Below are 18352 nucleotides of genomic sequence, written 5' to 3'. Positions count from 1 at the left end.
CTTCCTATCTGTTCACCCACGGTGTTGTGGGTTCCGTACCCATCACACGGGTCAGGAACCCACAACACGATGGGTGAACCCACCGCGCGGGGACGCGCGGGACGCCGAGCGCGGGCGCCGACTCGGGCGCTGAACCCACCGCACGAGGGCGCACGCGGGCGCCGACTCGGGCGCTGAACCCACCGCACAAGGGCGCGCGCGACGCCGAGCGTGGGCGCCGACTCGGGCGCTGACTCGGGCGCTGACTCGGGCGCTGACTCGGGCGCCGACTCGGGCGCTGGCTCGGGCGCTGAAACCCATCCACGCAGATCAGTCAGAGGACAGGAAGATCCGCTGCAGCATGTGCCAGTCCTCGGGGTGCTCCGCGATGCCCCGCGCGAACGCGTCCGCGCAGCGTTGGGTCATCTCGGCGACGTCGGTGGGCTCGACGACGTCGTGGAACGTGATCACCAACTCGGGGCCTTCGTAGTGCAGGGTCGCCGGGATCAGCGGCGCCCCCGTCTTCAGGCTCAGCGCGGCCGGGCCGACGGGCATCCGGGCCGGCCGGCCGAAGAACGTCACCGGTACGCCGCGCTCGGACAGGTCACGGTCCGCGACCAGGCAGACGAAGCCACCTGCGCGCAGACGGTCCGCGAGGACGGCGGCGACGTCGTGGTCACCGCCGGTCAACGGCAGCACCTCCATGCCGAGTTTCTTGCGGTACTCGACGAAGCGGTCGAACAGCGACTCCGGCTGCAGCCGCTCGGCCACCGTCGACACCGGCATACCGGTCAGCCCGGCCCACGCGCCCGCGTGGTCGTAGTTCGCCAGGTGTGGCAGCGCACAGATCACGCCCTGCCCGGCGGCGTATGCGTCCCGCAGAACCTTCTCGTTGACCGTCCGGACCCGGCCGATGATCTCTTCGTCGCTCCACTCCGGCAGGCGGAACGCCTCCTGCCAGTAGCGCAGGTACGAGCGCAAGCCCGCTTTGGTGAGCTCGTCCAGCTCCTGTGGTGTCGCTTCCGGGCGCACCGCGGCCAGGTTGCCTCGCAGGCGCCGTACACCGCGGCCGTTCTGCTTGAAGGTGCGGTCGGCGGCCAGCCGGAACAGGCACGCGACGGTCCGCTCGGGCAGGCGGCGTACGACGGTCCAGGCGAGCGCGAAGGTCAGGTCGACAGCCCGCTGCCGGACGTGCTCCATCAGCCCTTGGGGTCCGGCGGCGGCGTGTCGAGACCGGCGTTCGACGGGTCGGCCAGCACCTGCTTACGGACGTTCAGCGAGCGCTGGATCACGGTGATCGTGCTGGCCACGGCGACGTACCAGATCACGATCTGGAGCAGGATCGGCAGGTTGAACACGTCCGAGAAGAACGCCAGGATCAACGTGAACACCAGCCGGTCCGCGCGCTCGGCCAGCCCGCCGCTGGCCTTCAGCCCGAGGCTCTCGGCCTTGGCCCGCGCGTACGACGTGACCGCCCCCATCACCAGCGCCCACAACGTCACGGCCGCCATCAGCGTCGAGTCGCCGGCCCGCGAGTTCGCGTAGTACATCACCAGGCCGCCGTAGATCGCGCCGTCGGCGATCCGGTCCAGCGTCGAGTCGAGGAACGAGCCCCATTTCGACGACGTCCCCGAGGTCCGGGCCATGTACCCGTCGATCAGATCGGAGAACACGAAGCACGTGATCACCACGACGCCGATCCACAACTGGCCGCGCGGGAAGAAGATCAACGCTCCGGCGGACACACCGACGGTGCCCACCAGCGTGACCATGTCGGCGCTCACGCCGAGCTTGAGCAGGAGGTTGGCGATCGGCCGGATGACCTTGGTCCAGAACTGCCGGAATCTGTTAAGCATGGCGACGCGATCGTAGTTCACCCGTGGCCCCGGCGGGTGGACGAGGTCGCTCTCACGCGCGGCGCTGCGGTTTTCGGACTGCGCAGGGCCCCTCGACGGAGGATGCTTGAGTCGTGAGGAGGTGAGCGCCATGGGCGGCAGACGGCTGGCGGCTGTCGTGGCAGTGCTTCTCACGGTCAGTGCCTGCACGGTCGCCCAGCGCGCCGACGGTACCGCCCCGAACCCGGTCCACCCGCTCACGGTCGTCCCGACCGTCATCGCTCCGCCGCAGCCCGAGGGCCTCGACGGCTCGTCGGGCGCACCCGGGCCACAGGTCTGTACGGCGATCTCGCGCGGACTGACCGCCCAGTTCCGCAGCCCGGTCACCGCCAAACCGTTCGCCTGGAACGACAGCGGTCTGCCCGCGATGGATCTGTGCACCCTGCTCCTCGGCGACCTCCCGGTCACGATCGGCGTCACCGCGCTGCCGATCCAGCCGGACACCCTCAACCGCCTTGTCGAGAACCCGGGCGCGGTCGACCCGCTCCCCGAGCTCGGCCCCGACGCCACGATCAGCGAATCCCGGATCGTCTTCCGCGTCGGCGACCGCGCCGTTCGGATCACCCCCGCGGGCGGTATCGACCGCGATCCGGCCGACGGCATCGAGAAGGCGCGCGCGGTCGCCATCGCGTTGGCCGCGCGCGACGCCGTACCCAAGAACCTGCGGCCGGCGCGGCAGGCCGACGAGACGTGCCAGCTGGCGACCTCGGGGGCGGAGCGGTTCATCCAGCTGCGGGTACAGCTACGCCGCGACTACCGGGTGCACGGTGCGCTGACCTGCATCTGGGGAACGTACGACGCGACCGTCTCGATCGTCGAGGCGTTCGGGCAGACGTCGATCCCGGAGGCTCAGCAGGTACCGCCGCCGAAGTTCGCGCCGATCGGGCGGCCCGGGTACTACCTTCCGGAAGCCGGCGAGCTCGTGTTCCGCCAGGGGCGCCGTGTGGTCCGGGTGACCGCGCTGACCAACCCGCCGCGCGAGGTCACACTCGACACGCTGACCGACCTGGTCGGCCCGATGCTGCCGCTCTTCCTGCGCTGAGACAGCGACTTGGTACAGCCTCCGGCGGTTGGTGCGTCACCTCCGGCCGCCCGAAAGCTGCCCCGGGTCAGCGGGCACATCATCCAGCCGGTGGTCACCCGGGTCCGGATGTCGACGTGGCAGGTCTTCGAAACCCTCGTCGCGGCGCCCTGCGGCACCGGAACCGTTGTCCTCGGCATCGACCGCGACACCGGCAACGGCTACCTGTACTCGGCCTGGCTCTTTCGAGCCGGGCCGAACTTTTTCGGTCATGACCGCATCCAACCCGCTGTCCGATCCGAGAATGCAGGGGGAAGGAACACAATGGGCAAGTGGGCGAAGTACAGCGGGGTTGTGGCAGCCGGAGCGCTCGGCCTTGGGGTGCTCACGAGCGGCCTGGCCGCCGCACAGCCCACCGGTGGCGCGAGCACGGCGGGCGCCACGTGCAGCATCACGGTCGGTTCGGTAACGGCCGGCGGTGACCACCGGCTGCAGACGTTCGCGACCGACGGCGCGAAGGTCGTCGACAAGATCGTTGCCAAGGACATCTACCCGGACGGGCAGGTCCGGCTGAGCGCGACGATGCGATTCGGTGCGACGGAGGTCGGCGGTGACGCGCACACCGGTCCGGTCATCATGGGGTCCGCGCTGTACGACACGTCGTACCTGACGCCGGCCGGTGGGGGCACCGTCTCGCAGAAGCAGGTCACCCGCGTCGGTGGCGGCTGGGACGTGTACCGGTCGCTGGACCGCTCCACCGTCGTCACCGCGACCGCACAGCGCGACACGGAGTACTCGCTGCACAACGACGGCACGCTCTACCGCCGCAGCGTGACCTACACCGACGGCGTACCAGTCCGAAAGGTCACCGGTTGGCAGTCCGGGTACAAGGGTGTGAAGGCGATGACGCTGATCAGCCAGACCGCGACGTACGACACGTTCCTGATGACGCTGACCAGCGGCAAGCTCTACACCGCGCACCTGCCGCTCGCCGGCGGGCAGATCATCCCGGGCGTCGTCAAGCAGGTTCGGAGCTCGACCTGGCAGGGCTTCGAGTCGCTGATCGCCGCCCCGTGCGGCACCGGCACGCTGCTGCTCGGCATCGACAAGGACAGCGGCTCCGGCTACCTGTACCGCGTGGGGAAGGCCAACGGCACCGCCACGTCGATCGAGTCGCTCGGCAAGGCTGCCGGCACGTTCAACGACCCGGTTCACTTCTACTGGAAGAACTTCGCCGAGCAGAACCTCAACGGCGAGTGACCCCGTGACAGCGACGCCCTCACCCGTTGGGTGAGGGCGTTCTGTTGCCTACGGCCAGGACTTCGCGAGCAGCGCCCGCGTGTCCGGGAGGAGCTGCGGGAGGACCTTGGTGTGGGCGATGGCGGGCATGAAGTTGGTGTCGCCGGACCAGCGTGGGACGACGTGCTGGTGGAGGTGGCCCGCGATACCGGCGCCGGCGATCTCGCCCTGGTTCATACCGATGTTGAAGCCGTGCGCGCCCGACACCGCCCGGATCGCCTGCATCGCCTGCTGAGTCAGCCGCGCGACATCGGCCACCTCGTCGTCGGTGAGGTCGGTGTAGTCGGCGACGTGGCGGTACGGCACCACCATCAGGTGGCCGGGGTTGTACGGGTACAGGTTGAGGACGGCGTACGCCGCCTCGCCCCGGTGCACGATCAGCGCGTCGGCATCCGGCAGCCCGGGCAGCCGGCAGAACGGGCAGCCCGCGCCCGCGTCGGAGTTGAGCGGCTTGTTCTCACCCTCGATGTAGGCCATCCGGTGCGGCGTCCAGAGCCGCAGGAACGGATCGGGCACCCCGACGCCGTCCTGCCGCGCCAGCTCCTCTGGGTCGTACGGCGACCCGGGGTGATCCGTCATACCGGCCCCGTCAGACCTGGACGCGGTTCTCGACCGCGCCGACGATCTCCGCGACCGCCTCCGCGATCGGTACGCCGTTCTTCTGCGACCCGTCGCGGTACCGGAACGACACCGACCCGGCCGCCATGTCGTCGTCGCCGGCGATCAGCATGTACGGCACCTTGGACTTCTGCGCGTTGCGGATCTTCTTCTGCATCCGGTCGTCGGACGAGTCGACCTCGACCCGGATCCCCTGCGCCTTCAGTTGCTTGGCGACGTCGTACAGGTAGTCCACGTGGCCGTCGGTGACCGGGATGCCGACCACCTGGACCGGAGCGAGCCAGGGCGGGAAGGCGCCGGCGTAGTGCTCGGTCAGGACGGCAACGAACCGCTCGATCGATCCGAACAGCGCCCGGTGGATCATCACCGGCCGCTGCCGGGACCCGTCCGGCGCGGTGTACTCGAGCTCGAACCGTTCCGGCAGGTTGAAATCCAGCTGGATCGTCGACATCTGCCAGGTGCGGCCGATCGCGTCCTTGGCCTGGACCGAGATCTTCGGGCCGTAGAACGCGGCGCCGCCCGGGTCCGGGACCAACTCGAGACCGGAGCCTTCGGCGACCTCGCGCAGCGTCTCGGTGGCCTCGTCCCAGACCTCGTCGGAGCCGACGAACTTGTCCGGGTTCTTGGTCGAGAGCTCGAGGTAGAAGTCGTCCAGGCCGTAGTCGGCGAGCAGCCCGAGCACGAACGTCAGCAGCTTGCGCAGCTCGTCGCGCATCTGCTCACGGGTGCAGTAGATATGCGCGTCGTCCTGGGTGAAGCCGCGGGCGCGGGTCATGCCGTGCACGACACCGGACTTCTCCATCCGGTACACGGTGCCGAACTCGAAGAGCCGCAGCGGCAGCTCCCGGTACGACCGGCCGCGGGCCGCGAAGATCAGGTTGTGCATCGGGCAGTTCATCGGCTTCAGGTAGTAATCCTGCCCCTGCTTGCGGATCTGTCCGTCCGCGCCCCGCTCCTCGTCCAGGTGCATCGGCGGGTACATGCCGTCGGCGTACCAGTCCAGGTGCCCGGAGGTCTCGAACAGCTGCCCCTTGGTGATGTGCGGCGAGTAGACGAACTCGTAGTCGTCCTCCACGTGGCGGCGGCGGGAGTAGTCCTCCATCACCTTCCGCAGCACACCGCCCTTCGGATGGAACACCGCCAGGCCGGAGCCGATCTCGTCCGGGAAACTGAACAGGTCGAGCTCGGTGCCCAGCTTGCGGTGGTCGCGCTTGGCGGCCTCTTCCAGGCGCGTGAGGTACGCCTTCAGCTCGTCGCGGGACTCCCACGCCGTACCGTAGATGCGCTGCAGCTGCGGGTTCTTCTCACTCCCCCGCCAGTACGCCGCCGCCGTCCGCATCAGCTTGAAGTTGCCCAGGTATCCGGTCGCGGGGACGTGCGGGCCGCGGCACAGGTCCTTCCAGGCGACGCTGTCGTCGCGACGGACGTTGTCGTAGATCGTCAGCTCGCCGCCGCCGACCTCCACCGAGGCGCCCTCGGCGGCGTCCGCGGCCGAGCCCTTGATGCCGATCAGCTCGAGCTTGTACGGCTCCGCGGCGAGCTCGGCACGCGCGTCGTCGTCGCTGACCACCCGGCGGCTGAACCGCTGCCGCTCCTTGATGATCTGCTGCATCTTCTTCTCGAGCTTGGTCAGGTCCTCCGGCGTGAACGGCGTCGGGACGTCGAAGTCGTAGTAGAACCCGTTCTCGACCGGCGGGCCGATACCGAGCTTGGCCTCCGGGAACAGCTCCTGCACCGCCTGCGCGAGGACGTGCGCCGTCGAGTGCCGGATGATCGCGCGGCCGTCCTCCGACGCCGCCTTGACCGGCTCGATCTCGTCGCCGTCGGCGACCACCCGGGACAGGTCCCGCAGCTCGCCGTTGACCCGGGCGGCGATGGCGGAGCGGTCCTGACCGAAGATCTCGGCGAACAGCTCCCCGATCGTCGTCGTCTCGGTCACACTCCGCTCAGCCTCGCCCTCGACGCCGATCAGACGGACCTTGACTTCCGACACGTTCACTCCTCAGGTACCGACCGGCCGAAGTGCCGGTCACGTCACGAATGGTATCGACCCACCTGACGAAAGTAGGGGGCGGGACCAGACGGTCGGCAGATGTGGCGGGGTGCCCGCGATTCCTAGGTTCGACTCAGCACCAGAACCAGGCTCATCCGACCCACGAAGGGGCTCCGGCGTGATCACGCTCGAAGGACTCACCAAGAGGTACGGCGCGACAACCGCCGTGGATTCGCTCGACCTCACCGTCTCGCCCGGCCGGGTGACCGGCTTCCTCGGGCCGAACGGCGCCGGCAAATCCACCACGATGCGGATGATCCTCGGCCTCGACAGCCCGTCCGCGGGGACCGCGCTCGTCGACGGCCGGCCGTATGCCGCGTGGCCGCGCCCACTGACGAAAGTCGGGGCCCTGCTCGATGCGAAGGCGCTGCATCCGCGGCGGCGCGCCCGCGACCACCTGATCGCGATGGCCCGCAGCAACGGGATCTCGGTCGCCCGGGTCGACGAGGTGCTGTCGACGGTCGGACTCGATGCGGTGACGCGGAGACGCGCCGGGCAGTTCTCGCTGGGCATGGGCCAGCGGCTCGGCATCGCCGGTGCGCTGCTCGGTGATCCCGAGGTGCTGATGTTCGACGAGCCGGTGAACGGTCTCGATCCGGACGGCGTCCGCTGGGTCCGGCACCTGATGCGGTCGCTCGCGGCGGAGGGCCGGACGGTGTTCGTCTCCAGCCATCTGATGAGCGAGATGCAGCTCACCGCCGACCAACTGGTCGTGATCGGACGCGGTCGCCTGATCGCGGACGCGCCGGTCGCCGACGTGATCGCGGGCTCGTCGAGGACGACGGTCGCGGTGCGGGTGCCCGATCAGAGCGATCTCGCCGTACTGCGGGAGCGGCTGGCGGTCGACGCGGACGGCGTGGAGTCCGTCGACGGGCGGCTCCTGGTCACCGGTCTGTCGGCCGAGCGGGTGGGCGACCTGGCGTACGAGCTCGGCGTCCGGCTGCACGAGCTGGTCACGGAGCGTGCGTCGCTCGAGGAGGCGTACATGGAGCTCACCGCGGCAAGTGTTGAGTACGGCGTCACGAACTCTCAGGGTGATGCTGAGGTTGAGTCTGGCGTGGCGGTGGCGTCGTGAGTGACGCGCTTCTGCACTTCGCCGAGGAGCTGATGTCCTCGTGGTGGATCTACCTCGCGCTGTGGGGGTTCGCCGCGCTGGACGGGTTCTTTCCGGCGATCCCGTCCGAGACGCTGGTCGTGACCGCGGGCGTCTTCGCGGCGACCGGCGCCCCCAACCTGTACGCCGTCATCGCGGTCGCGGCTGTCGGTGCCTTCCTGGGCGACCACGTGTCGTATCTGCTCGGACGTGGCGCCGGCGGCCGGCTGCTCGACCGGGTGCAGCCGGGGACCAGACGGCATTCCGCGGTGCTGTGGGCGCGCCAGGCACTGACTGAGCGCGGCGGGCTGGTGCTGGTCGTCGCGCGGTACGTCCCCGGCGGGCGAACGGCCGTCACGCTCACGATGGGATCTGTTCGCTACCCGCTGCGCACGTTCTCCGCGTTCGCCGCGGTCGCGGCGGTCAGCTGGGGGATCTACTGCAGCCTGGTCGGCTACATCGGCGGGAAGGCCTTCGAGGACAACCCGCTGAAGGGTGTCGCCCTCGGCATCGGCCTGGCGCTCGCGGTCACGGTAATCGTCGAGTTCGTCCGGCATCGGGTCAGGAAACGCAATCAAGCTCAAGTCGAGGCTCAGGGTGAGCTCGTGAAAGCAGGTGAACGGTGAGTACAGCGTCTCTCACAGTGCAGACCGGGTCCGGTCTCTCGAACGCGGTCCGGTCGGAGTGGACCAAGCTGTGGTCGGTCCGATCGAGCTGGCTGAACCTCACGACCGCGGTCGTCCTCAGCGCACTGATCGGCCTCCAGTCCGGCTTGGGCGCCGCCTACAACAACACCCATCTCGAGCCTGGCCAGCTGGCCGAGCAGCAGCCGATCGGGCATTTCGGGATCTCCGGGATGTTGATCGTGCAGATCGTCCTGGCCGCGTTCGCGTTGCTGACCGTCACCTCGGAGTACGCGACAGACAGCATCCGCTCGACGCTGCAATGGACCCCAGTCCGGCGGAACGTCGTACTGGCCAAGGCGGTAGTCCTCGCGCCCATCCTGTTCGCGTACGGCGTCGCGACGGCGGCAATCGCGTCCGTGGCGGGTGGGGTCACCGCCGGAGTCTGGGCCGATTGGAGTCTGGCCGATCTGGTCACGGACCTGGCGACGGTCGGCTGCTACGGAACAGTCGCCGGACTGTTCAGCGCGGGGGTCGCGTGGGTGGTCCGCAGTACGGCGGGCACGCTGACCGTCGCGTTCCTGTTCCTGCTGGTGCTGCCGATGATGCTCGGCCAGACCTCGGTGCGCGCGCTGCAGTGGGTCGCCGTCCTCCTGCCCGGCGGCGCCGGCCAGAGCTTCATGACCGGCGGCACAGAGCTGCTCTCCCAGGCCGCGAGCGCACTGGTGCTGGTCGCCTGGGGAGCCGCCGCACTCGTCCTGGGCGCCACCGCCCTCAACCGCCGCGACGCCTGACCGGACCCGACATGCCCAAGCCGAACCAGACCAGCCTGACCAGGTCGCCCAGGTCGCCCGAGACGACTGGGCTGTCTGAACCGCGGTTGAACTGGGCCGAGGCGGTCCGGAGCCTGTCCGGACCGCCTCGGCGCCCGCGTCTGCGGGTTTTGCAGCGGTTGTTGCAGCGGTTGTTGCCGCGGTTGTCACGGTGGATGCTGCCGCGGGTGTTCCTGGCTGGGAATTCAGCGGGGGGTGTTAAGGGCGGTCGTGATCTGCTCGGACACCCGGGCCGCAAGTTCCAGGGCGGCGCGGCGGGTGCCGGGCTGGAGGGCGGAGTGGTCGAGCGGGCCCTCGGCGGCGATGTGCATGTCGGTCGGGATGTCGACGACGGCGGCCGCGCGCGACTCGAAGTACGGGCGCAGCTGCTTCTCGACCTCCTTGTTGACGTCGCCGGGACCGTTCGACACCGCGATCACCGCGCGCCGGATCAGGCGCTGCGCCTCGGGGCCTTGGTTGTCGAGCTCCTCGAGCATCTGGACAGCGGCCGCGCAGGACAGGCTCTTCCACTTGATCGGGATGACCAGGGCGTCGGCCGCCTTCATCGCCTCGCGCCAGTTGCTGGAGCCTTCGTTGTTCCCGGTGTCGATCACGAGCACCTTGTAGAACCGGCTCAGCAGGCGGTGGATCTGGTCGAAGTCCTTGGCCTCGATCTGCGCGTACGTCGTGGTCGCGGACGTGAGCACGTCGTACTGGCCGGCCACCTGGTGCCGCAGGTACGCCGCGACGTCCCCCAGCCGCGCGTCCGGCTGGGTCAGCATCGGCATCGCCTGCAGCATGTCCGTGACGGTCGAGCGGGAGTTCGTGTCGTGGGTGCGCAGGTGCATGTTGCCGCGCAGTTCGTTGTTGTCCCACGCCACGACACCACCGCCGCGCGCCTGACCGAGCGCACCGGCCAGCAGCAGCGTGGTCGGGGTCTTGCCCGAGCCGCCCTTCGGGTTCGCGACGACGATCGTCACCGGACGCCGGAATGCGGTGGCCGCGGTCGCCCGCGCGATCCGCTCCGCGCGCTCCGAGCTACCCGGCCGCAGCTTCAGCACGCTCCGCACACCGCGCTCGGCCGGAGCCTCCTTCGGCAGCGGCAACGCCTGGATCAACTCGTCCGCACGGTACGACAGCTGCTGAGCCGGCTGCGCCTGCTGACCCGGCACGCCCTGCGGGAAGAACCGCTGCGCAGCGGGCGACAACGGCTGTCCACCGGCCGCAGGCTGTCCGGCCGCACCAGGCTGAGCTGCACCGGCCTGAGCCCCACCAGGCTGAGCTGCACCAGCTTGGGCCGCACCGGGCAGCGCCGTGCCAGGCTGGGCCGGCGGAAGGTTCGCGGCCGACGGAGCGGCGTGGTCCTGACCAGCAGCGGAGCTCTGGAACGACGCGCCGCCGAACACCGGAGTTTGCGCGACGCCGTCCTGTCCGGCCGGCTCGTCCGCGTCGGTCGAGGAGGTCAAGCTCGAGGAGGTCAAGGAGCTCGAGCCGACCGCGTCCGGGGTGTCGTCGTCCCGCTCCTCGGGCTGCGTCCACGACGCGGCGCCGGGCTCGGCAGGCTGCGCCCAGGACGGACCGGGCCGGGTCTGTTCCTGAGGCTGGGCCCACGGCGCAGGCTGGTCGGCCGGTTGCGCTGCCACTCCCCACGACTCGGTGGGCGAGAGCGCGTCGGCCCGATCGTCGGTCTCCTCGACGGCGTCGGCGTCCGCCGGCGTCGGGTCCGGCTGGGTCCAGGAGGGGGTCGGCTGCCACATCCTCCGGACCTCGGCCGCCGCCGCTTCCCGGTCCTTGTGCTGTCCGGAATTGTGCGAGTCGGTCACGACCTGGATCCCCGATTCTGTGAGAGGGGGCGGGTGGCCCCTGTGAGGCTTGCTGGGTACCCCCGGAGGTGTGAGGTCTCCGGGAGGGTCCACTATCCCATGACCCGGTGTCCTCACAACGTCACGACCCGGAGCGTTCCTGGACGAGTCCGGCCTCGTGGGCCACGATCGCTGCCTGGACCCGGTTCTTCACCTGCAGCCGCAGCAGAATCGTGCTCACATAGGCCTTCACGGTGCCTTCGACCAGGTACAACCGGGTCGCGATCTCCGCGTTCGACAGTCCCGCGCCGACCAGGCCGAGCACCTCCAGTTCCCGGGCGCTCAGGACGGAAACCCGCTCCTTGGCCGCCACCGCCCGCGCCATCGCTCCTCCCCCGGAGCCCGCGTTCAGCTCGGCGATCACCCGCTGCGCGATCTTCGGTGACAGGTACGCCGCGCCGTCGGCGACCGCCTTCAGCCCGGCGATGAGCTCGCGCGGATCGCCCGATTTCAGCAGGAAGCCGCTGGCCCCGTCGCCGAGCGCCTGGGCGATATAGGCGTCCTCGGAGAACGTGGTCAGGATGACGACGGCCGTCTCCGGCACGGTCCGCCGGATCTCCGCCCCGGCGGCCAGGCCGTCCATCCGCGGCATCCTGATGTCCAGTACGGCGACGTCCGGGCGATACCGGCGTGCTGCCTCGACCGCTTCGGCGCCGTCGGTCGCCTCGGCGACCACCTCGATCTCGTCGTCGGTGCCGAGGATCGCGCGGACGCCGGCCCGCACCATCGCCTCGTCGTCGGCGAGTACCACCCTGATCATCGATTGCCTTCCGGGGTCGGCGGGACAGATCCGCTCTGCACAATGGCCTTGGCGACGAGTGCGTCGTCGGCGAAGCACAGCCGGTACACCGAGTTGGCCGTGAACGGTGCGGCCGGCCGGTAGTACCGGCAGCTCCAGGTGTCGGGCGGAACATAGCCCTCGGACGGCGGGTCGATCATCTCCATCCGCGGCAGCACCTTCGCGACCTCGGCCTCGGCCTGGCCGACGGTCAGCGCGTCGTAGTCCTCCGGTTGCAGGATCGCGCTGTACCCGGCGAGAAGGTAGTAGCCCATGGCAACCACACTGACGAGTGTCCCGAGCAGAACCGGCATGGCGATCGCCATGATCAGGCCGCGTCGCGCGCTGCGCCGGACCGTGGCGCGCTCCACCGCGGCCGTCGGCGGGCCGGGTCGGCCGCCGGCGCGCGGCATCGTCGCCGCCACCTCGAAGCCGCCGTCCGGCCACGGACCGGCGTCGAACGTGCCCCCGGCAAGCCGGACTCGCTCACGCAGCCCGTCCAGACCTCGACCACCCGACGGCGCGGTCACGGCCTGCGTCGCACCCGTATCGGTCACCACAACGTGGACGTCGTCCTCGTTCGTGCTGACTCTGACGGTGATGGCCGCACCGGGCGCGTGCTTGCTCGCGTTGGTGAGCGATTCCTGGACTACTCGGTGGACGGCGCGGTCGACCATCGGGGCGAGGTCGCCGTCGACGTCCTCGGTCAACTGCACCGCCAGGCCGGACGCAGCGGCTCGGTCCACCAACGCACGCACCGTTTCGTCATGCGGAACAGTGGGCGCCTCCTGGTCGCGCAGCACACCGACGACCTCGCCGAGACGTTCCGTGGCGGTCGCCGCGGACTCCCGGAGCTCGCCGGCGGCTCGCCGGTGCTGCTCTGGCAGCGTCGGATCGAGCTCGAGCGCTGCGGCGCGCAGTGCGATCAGGCTGAGCTCGTGACCGACCGAGTCGTGCATGTCCTCGGCGATGCGGGACCGCTCACGCAAACGCTCCTGGTCGATTTCCATCTGCTGCTCGCGCTCGATCCGCTCGGCACGCTCCCAACCTGCGGTGACGAGAAGTGCTTGCTGCGCGCGGTACCGGCCGATCAGCCACGGCAGCACGACCACGATCAGCGCCATCAGCAGGAGGATGAGCCAGTTCAGGATCGCCTCGGACACCGGCGCGTCCCTGCGCGTGACCACGGTCAGGAGCAGCATGCCGATCAGCGAACAACCGCACAGCAGGACGAAGTGTCTGAGCCTTGTCTCGCGCCGGCCGGCCAGATAGCTCAGCACACAAATCGCCGGCACCAGCGCGATTTGCACACCGTTGGAGGTCCCCAACCCGAAGGACAGGATCACCAGCTCCGTCCAGGAGACAACGCCCAGCACCACGAGCGGCCAGTTACGCCGGGCCGGCACCGCGAACGCCAGGACCGCGAGGCAGATCGCAGTGAACCAGTACGGATCGTCGCGGGCGCCACTCTCCGCGACGACACAGAACGCCAGCACGCCCCACAGGCTGAGGTCTCCCAGGCGGCGCCACTTCATGTCCGGAACGCTACACAGTCGCGGGGCGGTCGCCGTACTGCCGAAAGTCAGGTATCCGCGTCGATCAGTTCGAACGGGACGTAGGACAGATTCGGCACCGGTTCGCCGCGAAGCTGGGCGAGCAGGAGGTCCACCGCGAGGCGGCCCATCGCGGTCTGATTCTGCCGGACGTGCAGGTACGGCGGCCCGCCGATCGAGTCACCTGGCGAGTCGAAACACGCCACGAGCCGATCGCCTTCGAGTGCCCGATCGACCATGCGGGCCAGGTTGTACTCACAGGCGAAGTACGCCGTCACCTGGGGATTCCGCTCGCGGAACGCGCGGATGGTGTCCATGTCCGCCCGCACGCTCTCCGTCGTCGTCGAACCGGGCAGCGTGCTGCGCAGGTCGCACAGCTGGTACGGCTGGCCGTCCTGCCCCTGGAACGCGGAACGGAAGCCCTCCAGGCGCTCCTCGATCGATGACGTGTTGACGGGCGGCGGTGACAGAAACGCGATGTGTTCGTGACCACGTTCCAGGAGCCGGGTGGTCAGTGCGCGCGCCGCAGCCACGTTGTCGGTATGTACTGCGGCCACAGGGATTCCGGAGAGGTGACGGTCCACCACGACCACCGGGAACCCGTCGAGCACCTGCCGGAGCAGGCTGGCGTTGTAGAAGTCGCCGTGCACCGGGAACACGATCAGACCGTCCACAGTGCCGACCAGCGAGTCGACGGCCTTTTCCTCGTCGGTCTGGTGTCCGTGCGTACGCCGAAACACCAGGTGGGCGCCGTACTCCGCGCAGCGCTCCTCGATAGCGTTCAGGAGGTCCATGCCGTACGCCTCGGACACGTCCGGGACGATCAGCGCGATGGACCGCGCCTCGCGGCGGGGGCTCGGACGCAGCGGCATGCTCAGCTCGGCCAGGTCAGGCAGGCGCCGTACGACGAACGTCCCCTTGCCGCGGATGCGCTCGACCAGGCCGGCCTCCCGCAGCACCTCCAGGGCACGTTTCGAGGTGATCCGGCTGACCGCGAACTGCGTCGCCAGCTCCATCTCCGACGGCACCCGGTCACCCGGCCGCAGAGCGCCGCGGCGGAGCTGCTCCAGCACGTGAGCACAGATCCGCTCGTACAGCAGTGCCACGGCGCCTACCTCTCCCAACATGTCCGGTTGACATATCCAATCATCCCCCCCCAGGACCGTCGGTGTCCGGTGGACCGCGGCGACTGGCAGGATTTCGTCATGACGCGCCCTTCGACGGCAGCTTTCGCGGTACGCCCTGTGCTCAGCGTGGCGCTGCTCGCCGGCGCCGTGCTCACCGCCCTCTCGGGCCGCTACGGGTACCACCGCGACGAGCTGTACTTCATGGTCGCCGGCCGCCACCTCAGCTGGGGGTACGTCGACCAGCCGCCACTGACCCCGTTCATCGCACGTGTGTCGACGGCGATCTTCGGCGACACCGTGATGGGACTGCGGGTGTTCTCGACGCTGAGCACCGTCGCGACGATCATGGTCGTGGCACTGATCGCCCGCGAGTTCGGCAGTGCGCGGCGCGGGCAGGTACTGGCAGCGATCTGTACCGCGGTGTCCGGGTTCGTCCTCGCGGTCGGGCATCTCGTGTCGACAGCGACGTACGACGTGCTCGCGTGGATGCTGATCGCGCTGTTCGCCGTGAAGCTGCTGCGAACCGGTGACGGGCGCTGGTGGCTCGCGCTCGGTGTGACGGCAGGCATCGCGCTGGAGAACAAGTACCTCGTTGTCCTGCCGGTCGGCGCGCTGCTCGTCTCGCTGCTGATCGTGGGGCCGCGGAGCGTGCTGCGGTCGTGGTGGCTGGTGGTCGGCGTGGCGGTGGCTGGGCTGCTCGCGTTGCCGAACGTGGTGTGGCAGTTCCAGCACGACTGGCCGCAGCTCACCGTCGCCAGTGGCATCAGCGCGGACGACGGTACTGAGAACCGGATCATGTTCGTCCCGCTCCAGATCCTTCAACTGTCGCCGTTTCTCGTGCCGGTGTGGGTGGCCGGGTTTCGGCGGATCTGGCGGCAGTTGCCGTGGGCCCGCTCTGTCGCGCTCGCCTATCCGGTGCTGTGCGTCATCGTGCTGGCGACGGGCGGGAAGGCGTACTACGCGTTGCCGCTGCTGCTCGTCCTCGTGGCAGCCGGTTGCGAGCCCACGCTGCGCTGGATCGACCAGCACCGCCGGGCAGCCCTTGCTGCGCTGCCGCTGGCTGCGGTGAGCTCTGCCGTGTTCACGCTCCCCGTGCTGCCCGCGTCGGCCACGGACCTGGTCATCCCAGTCAACAAGGAGCAGGGTGAGCAGATCGGGTGGCCCGACTTCGCCGCGTCGGTCGCGTCGGCCTGGCAGACGATCCCGGAGGCCGAGCGGTCACACGCGACTCTGCTCACCGGCAACTACGGCGAGGCCGGCGCCCTCGCCCGCTACGGTTCCGCCCACGGGCTTCCCGCGCCGTACTCACCGCACATGAGCTTCTGGGAGTGGGCGACTCCCCCGAACACCAACACCGGGCCGGTGCTGCTGGTCGAACAGGAACGCACCCTAGGCTTCGAGTCTCACTTCCGCGACTGCGCGCAGGTCGGCACCATCACCAACATCGTCGCCAACGACGCAGACGGCACAGCGCTGGTCCTCTGCAGCGGCCCCACCGAGCCGTGGTCCGCGCTCTGGCCTCGGCTGCGCCGCTACTACTAGGTGATTGATACACGGCCTGGTCTGGATTCGGTGGTCGTAGGCGGTGATGGAGCCGAGACGCTCGGACGTGTGCCGTGTGGCGTGTGGCGTGTGTCAGGTCGACAGGACGTCTCCCGTGCCAGGGGCCGCAGCTGAGCGTGAACCAGAGACCGAACACAGCCACCCCGCACCACACTAACTGTCGAGCGTGCACACCTTCGGGCCGCGCATCAATCATCTAGGGGCGGCGCGGGATCAGCGCTGGTGGTTTCAGGGCTGGGGTTTCAGGGCTGGGGTTTCAGGGCTGGGGTTTCAGGGCGAGTTTGCCGGTGGTGGTCCCGGCTTCGAGGTCGGCGAGTGCCTTGGCACCGTCCGCGAGCGCGTACGCGGTGGGGCGACCGGGCGGATAGCCGCCGGTTTCGATCAGCTCGCCGAGTTCGGCCAGTGCGGCGGCGAACAGGTCAGGTGCCTGCTGGATCGTCGTCGTCAGATGCTGACCGATCACGTGCACCGGATGCCGGAAGTTGAGCTCCCAGTTGCTGACCGACGCCTCCCCGGCCGCAACCCCGATCACGACGACCTTCCCGGTCACCCGGCGTGCCACCTCGATGCTCTGCCGGAACGTCTTCCCGCCGACAGATTCCAGCACGATGTCGGCACCCCGCCCACCCGTGAGCCGCCGTACCTCGGCCACCAGATCCGCTTCCCGATCCACCACATGATCCGCACCAAGCCGCCGTACGACGTCATGCTTGGCAGCCGATGCAGTACCGATGACTGTCGCGCCGTAGTGCCTGGCAATCCGTACGGCCGCCTGCCCGACGCCGCCTGCTGCCGCGTGGATCAGGACCGTGTCGCCCGCGCTCAGCCGACCGAGTGGCCGCAGCGAGACGAGCGCAGTGGCCCAGTTGAGTACGAGGCCGAGCGCTTCCTCGTCGGTCCAGCCGGTCGGCACGGGCACCACCGCATTGGCCGGCATCAGCATGTACTCCGCGAACGCACCGGCGCCCGTACCGATCACGCGGTCGCCGACGGACACGCCGACCACGTTCTCGCCGGTGGCGACGACTTCACCGGCCGCTTCGAAACCTGCGATGTACGGCGGCTTCGGGCCCCCGTCGTACGTGCCGCGCGTCTGCATCACGTCGGCGAAGTTCACACCGGCGGCGCCGACCCGGACGAGTACGTCGTCCGGCCCCGGCGTAGGTACTGCTACCTCGACGATCCGCATCGCGCTGGGTCCGTCCAGCGATGTCTGCTCCAACGCCTGCACGAATGCCTCCCTTGTGTTTGATGCTCATCGTACACATGGGAACCTCGATCGCCGGGCGGCGCCTGCTTCGGTAGCTTGCCGGGCATGGAGCTACCGCTCGTCACCAACCGCCTCGCACTCCGTTGGCCGATCGACTCCGACTTCGAGGCGCTGTGCGAGCTGTGGTGCGATCCCCGCGTGGCGCGGTTCATGGACGACTGGGGCCCACGCGACGTCCCCGGCGTCCGCGCCTGGCTCGACCATCTCCAGAACCCCTCGAGCCGCGACGGCACCCACCTCCAACTGATCCTCACCCGCCGTACCGATCAGACCCCCGTCGGCTGGCTGGGACTGGGCGTCAGCAACGACCCCACCGGCGACTGGAGCTTCGGCTACGCCGTCCACCCCGCCCACCGAGCCCACGGCTACGCCACCGAGGCCCTCGCCGCCGCCATCCCCAACCTGGCCGTCAACACCATCTGGGGCGAATGCCACCACGACAACGCCACCTCCGCCCACGTCATGCAATCCGCCGGCATGACAGAAATCGCCCCAACCCCCCACCAACCGCCGCTTCCTCCACACCCCCCTGGCAGGCGAGCTGACCGCAGAACCCAACCCCCGCAGGTCAGCTGACCGCCCAACCCGACCCCAACAGCCGAGCTGACCGCCTAACCCGACTCCAGCGGCCGGGCCGACCGCACAACTCAACCCCGCAGGTGAGCGGACCGCCGAACCCAACCCGGCCGCCGAGCGAAGCGACGGCGCAAGGGGGTGCGGGTGGCGGAGCCCCCGCTCGCGGCAAGCGAAGCGCAGCCGCACAACACGACGAAGGCGAGGCGGTCAGCGCAGGAACTGCGCGACAC

Annotated in this window: 16 protein-coding genes; 7 read left to right on the top strand and 9 right to left on the bottom strand. The window is 69.4% G+C overall.

From position 1 onward, the window contains the following. Positions 1-309 precede the first annotated feature (309 nt). Together AB0B82_RS33855 and pgsA are read right to left on the bottom strand one after the other, a co-directional pair. Positions 310-1179, bottom strand: coding sequence for a phosphatidylinositol mannoside acyltransferase (locus AB0B82_RS33855; protein WP_360178139.1), 870 nt, complete (start codon positions 1177-1179; stop codon positions 310-312). Beyond that, positions 1179-1835, bottom strand: coding sequence for a phosphatidylinositol phosphate synthase (gene pgsA, locus AB0B82_RS33850; protein ID WP_360178137.1), 657 nt, complete (start codon positions 1833-1835; stop codon positions 1179-1181). The genes AB0B82_RS33855 and pgsA overlap by 1 nt, the downstream gene beginning before the upstream one ends. A 130-nt stretch (positions 1836-1965) precedes the next feature. Here pgsA and AB0B82_RS33845 point away from each other — a divergent pair, with 130 nt between their 5' ends. Beyond that, positions 1966-2916 (top strand): hypothetical protein, encoded by a 951-nt coding sequence (locus AB0B82_RS33845; RefSeq protein WP_360178134.1) that lies wholly within the window; start codon positions 1966-1968, stop codon positions 2914-2916. A gap of 90 nt (positions 2917-3006) precedes the next feature. Continuing rightward, positions 3007-4155, top strand: a complete 1149-nt coding sequence (locus AB0B82_RS33840) for a hypothetical protein (RefSeq protein WP_360178131.1) — start codon at positions 3007-3009, stop codon at positions 4153-4155. Positions 4156-4203: 48 nt separating this feature from the next. Here the strand turns inward: AB0B82_RS33840 and AB0B82_RS33835 are convergent, their stop codons facing one another. Together AB0B82_RS33835 and thrS are read right to left on the bottom strand one after the other, a co-directional pair. Continuing rightward, positions 4204-4773, bottom strand: a complete 570-nt coding sequence (locus AB0B82_RS33835) for an HIT domain-containing protein (protein ID WP_360178128.1) — start codon at positions 4771-4773, stop codon at positions 4204-4206. A gap of 10 nt (positions 4774-4783) precedes the next feature. Next, a complete protein-coding gene (thrS, locus tag AB0B82_RS33830; protein ID WP_360178125.1) occupies positions 4784-6805 on the bottom strand; it encodes a threonine--tRNA ligase in 2022 nt (673 codons plus the stop codon). Positions 6806-6983: 178 nt separating this feature from the next. On the opposite strand from thrS, the gene AB0B82_RS33825 reads away from it, so the two are divergent. From AB0B82_RS33825 to AB0B82_RS33815, 3 genes are read left to right on the top strand one after another with little or no spacing between them, the layout of a single operon-like run. Further along, positions 6984-7940: an ATP-binding cassette domain-containing protein gene (locus AB0B82_RS33825; RefSeq protein ID WP_360178122.1), complete on the top strand. Its 957-nt coding sequence runs from the start codon at positions 6984-6986 to the stop codon at positions 7938-7940. Beyond that, complete coding sequence (locus AB0B82_RS33820; RefSeq protein ID WP_360178119.1) at positions 7937-8584, top strand: DedA family protein; 648 nt, start codon at positions 7937-7939, stop codon at positions 8582-8584. Before AB0B82_RS33825 ends, AB0B82_RS33820 begins: the two co-directional genes overlap by 4 nt. Continuing rightward, entirely contained in the window at positions 8581-9375 is a 795-nt protein-coding gene (locus AB0B82_RS33815) for an ABC transporter permease (protein WP_360178116.1), read from the top strand. The genes AB0B82_RS33820 and AB0B82_RS33815 overlap by 4 nt, the downstream gene beginning before the upstream one ends. A 224-nt stretch (positions 9376-9599) precedes the next feature. On the opposite strand, the gene AB0B82_RS33810 is transcribed toward AB0B82_RS33815, so the two are convergent. The 4 genes from AB0B82_RS33810 to AB0B82_RS33795 form a co-directional block, all read right to left on the bottom strand. Continuing rightward, positions 9600-11216, bottom strand: coding sequence for an AAA family ATPase (locus AB0B82_RS33810; protein ID WP_360178113.1), 1617 nt, complete (start codon positions 11214-11216; stop codon positions 9600-9602). A gap of 121 nt (positions 11217-11337) precedes the next feature. After that, complete coding sequence (locus tag AB0B82_RS33805) at positions 11338-12015, bottom strand: response regulator transcription factor (RefSeq protein WP_360178110.1); 678 nt, start codon at positions 12013-12015, stop codon at positions 11338-11340. Continuing rightward, entirely contained in the window at positions 12012-13568 is a 1557-nt protein-coding gene (locus tag AB0B82_RS33800; RefSeq protein ID WP_360178107.1) for a histidine kinase, read from the bottom strand. The genes AB0B82_RS33805 and AB0B82_RS33800 overlap by 4 nt, the downstream gene beginning before the upstream one ends. Before the next feature lie 47 nt (positions 13569-13615). Next, positions 13616-14692, bottom strand: coding sequence for a GntR family transcriptional regulator (locus AB0B82_RS33795; RefSeq protein WP_360178104.1), 1077 nt, complete (start codon positions 14690-14692; stop codon positions 13616-13618). A gap of 99 nt (positions 14693-14791) precedes the next feature. On the opposite strand from AB0B82_RS33795, the gene AB0B82_RS33790 reads away from it, so the two are divergent. After that, complete coding sequence (locus AB0B82_RS33790) at positions 14792-16255, top strand: glycosyltransferase family 39 protein (protein WP_360178101.1); 1464 nt, start codon at positions 14792-14794, stop codon at positions 16253-16255. A gap of 277 nt (positions 16256-16532) precedes the next feature. Here AB0B82_RS33790 and AB0B82_RS33785 read toward each other — a convergent pair whose 3' ends face one another. Next, positions 16533-17507 carry an NADPH:quinone oxidoreductase family protein gene (locus AB0B82_RS33785; RefSeq protein ID WP_360178099.1) on the bottom strand — a complete coding sequence of 325 codons (975 nt, stop codon included), beginning with the start codon at positions 17505-17507 and terminating at the stop codon, positions 16533-16535. A gap of 84 nt (positions 17508-17591) precedes the next feature. Here AB0B82_RS33785 and AB0B82_RS33780 point away from each other — a divergent pair, with 84 nt between their 5' ends. Further along, the gene (locus AB0B82_RS33780) at positions 17592-18122 is read left to right on the top strand and encodes a GNAT family N-acetyltransferase (protein ID WP_360178096.1); all 531 of its coding nucleotides are present in this window, start codon (positions 17592-17594) and stop codon (positions 18120-18122) included. The last annotated feature ends 230 nt before the right edge of the window (positions 18123-18352 follow it).

Source organism: Kribbella sp. NPDC048915 (assembly GCF_040649595.1).
Lineage (GTDB): Bacteria > Actinomycetota > Actinomycetes > Propionibacteriales > Kribbellaceae > Kribbella.
Note: the sequence above shows the minus strand (reverse complement) of the source record. Positions and strands in the feature narration are given on the sequence as shown.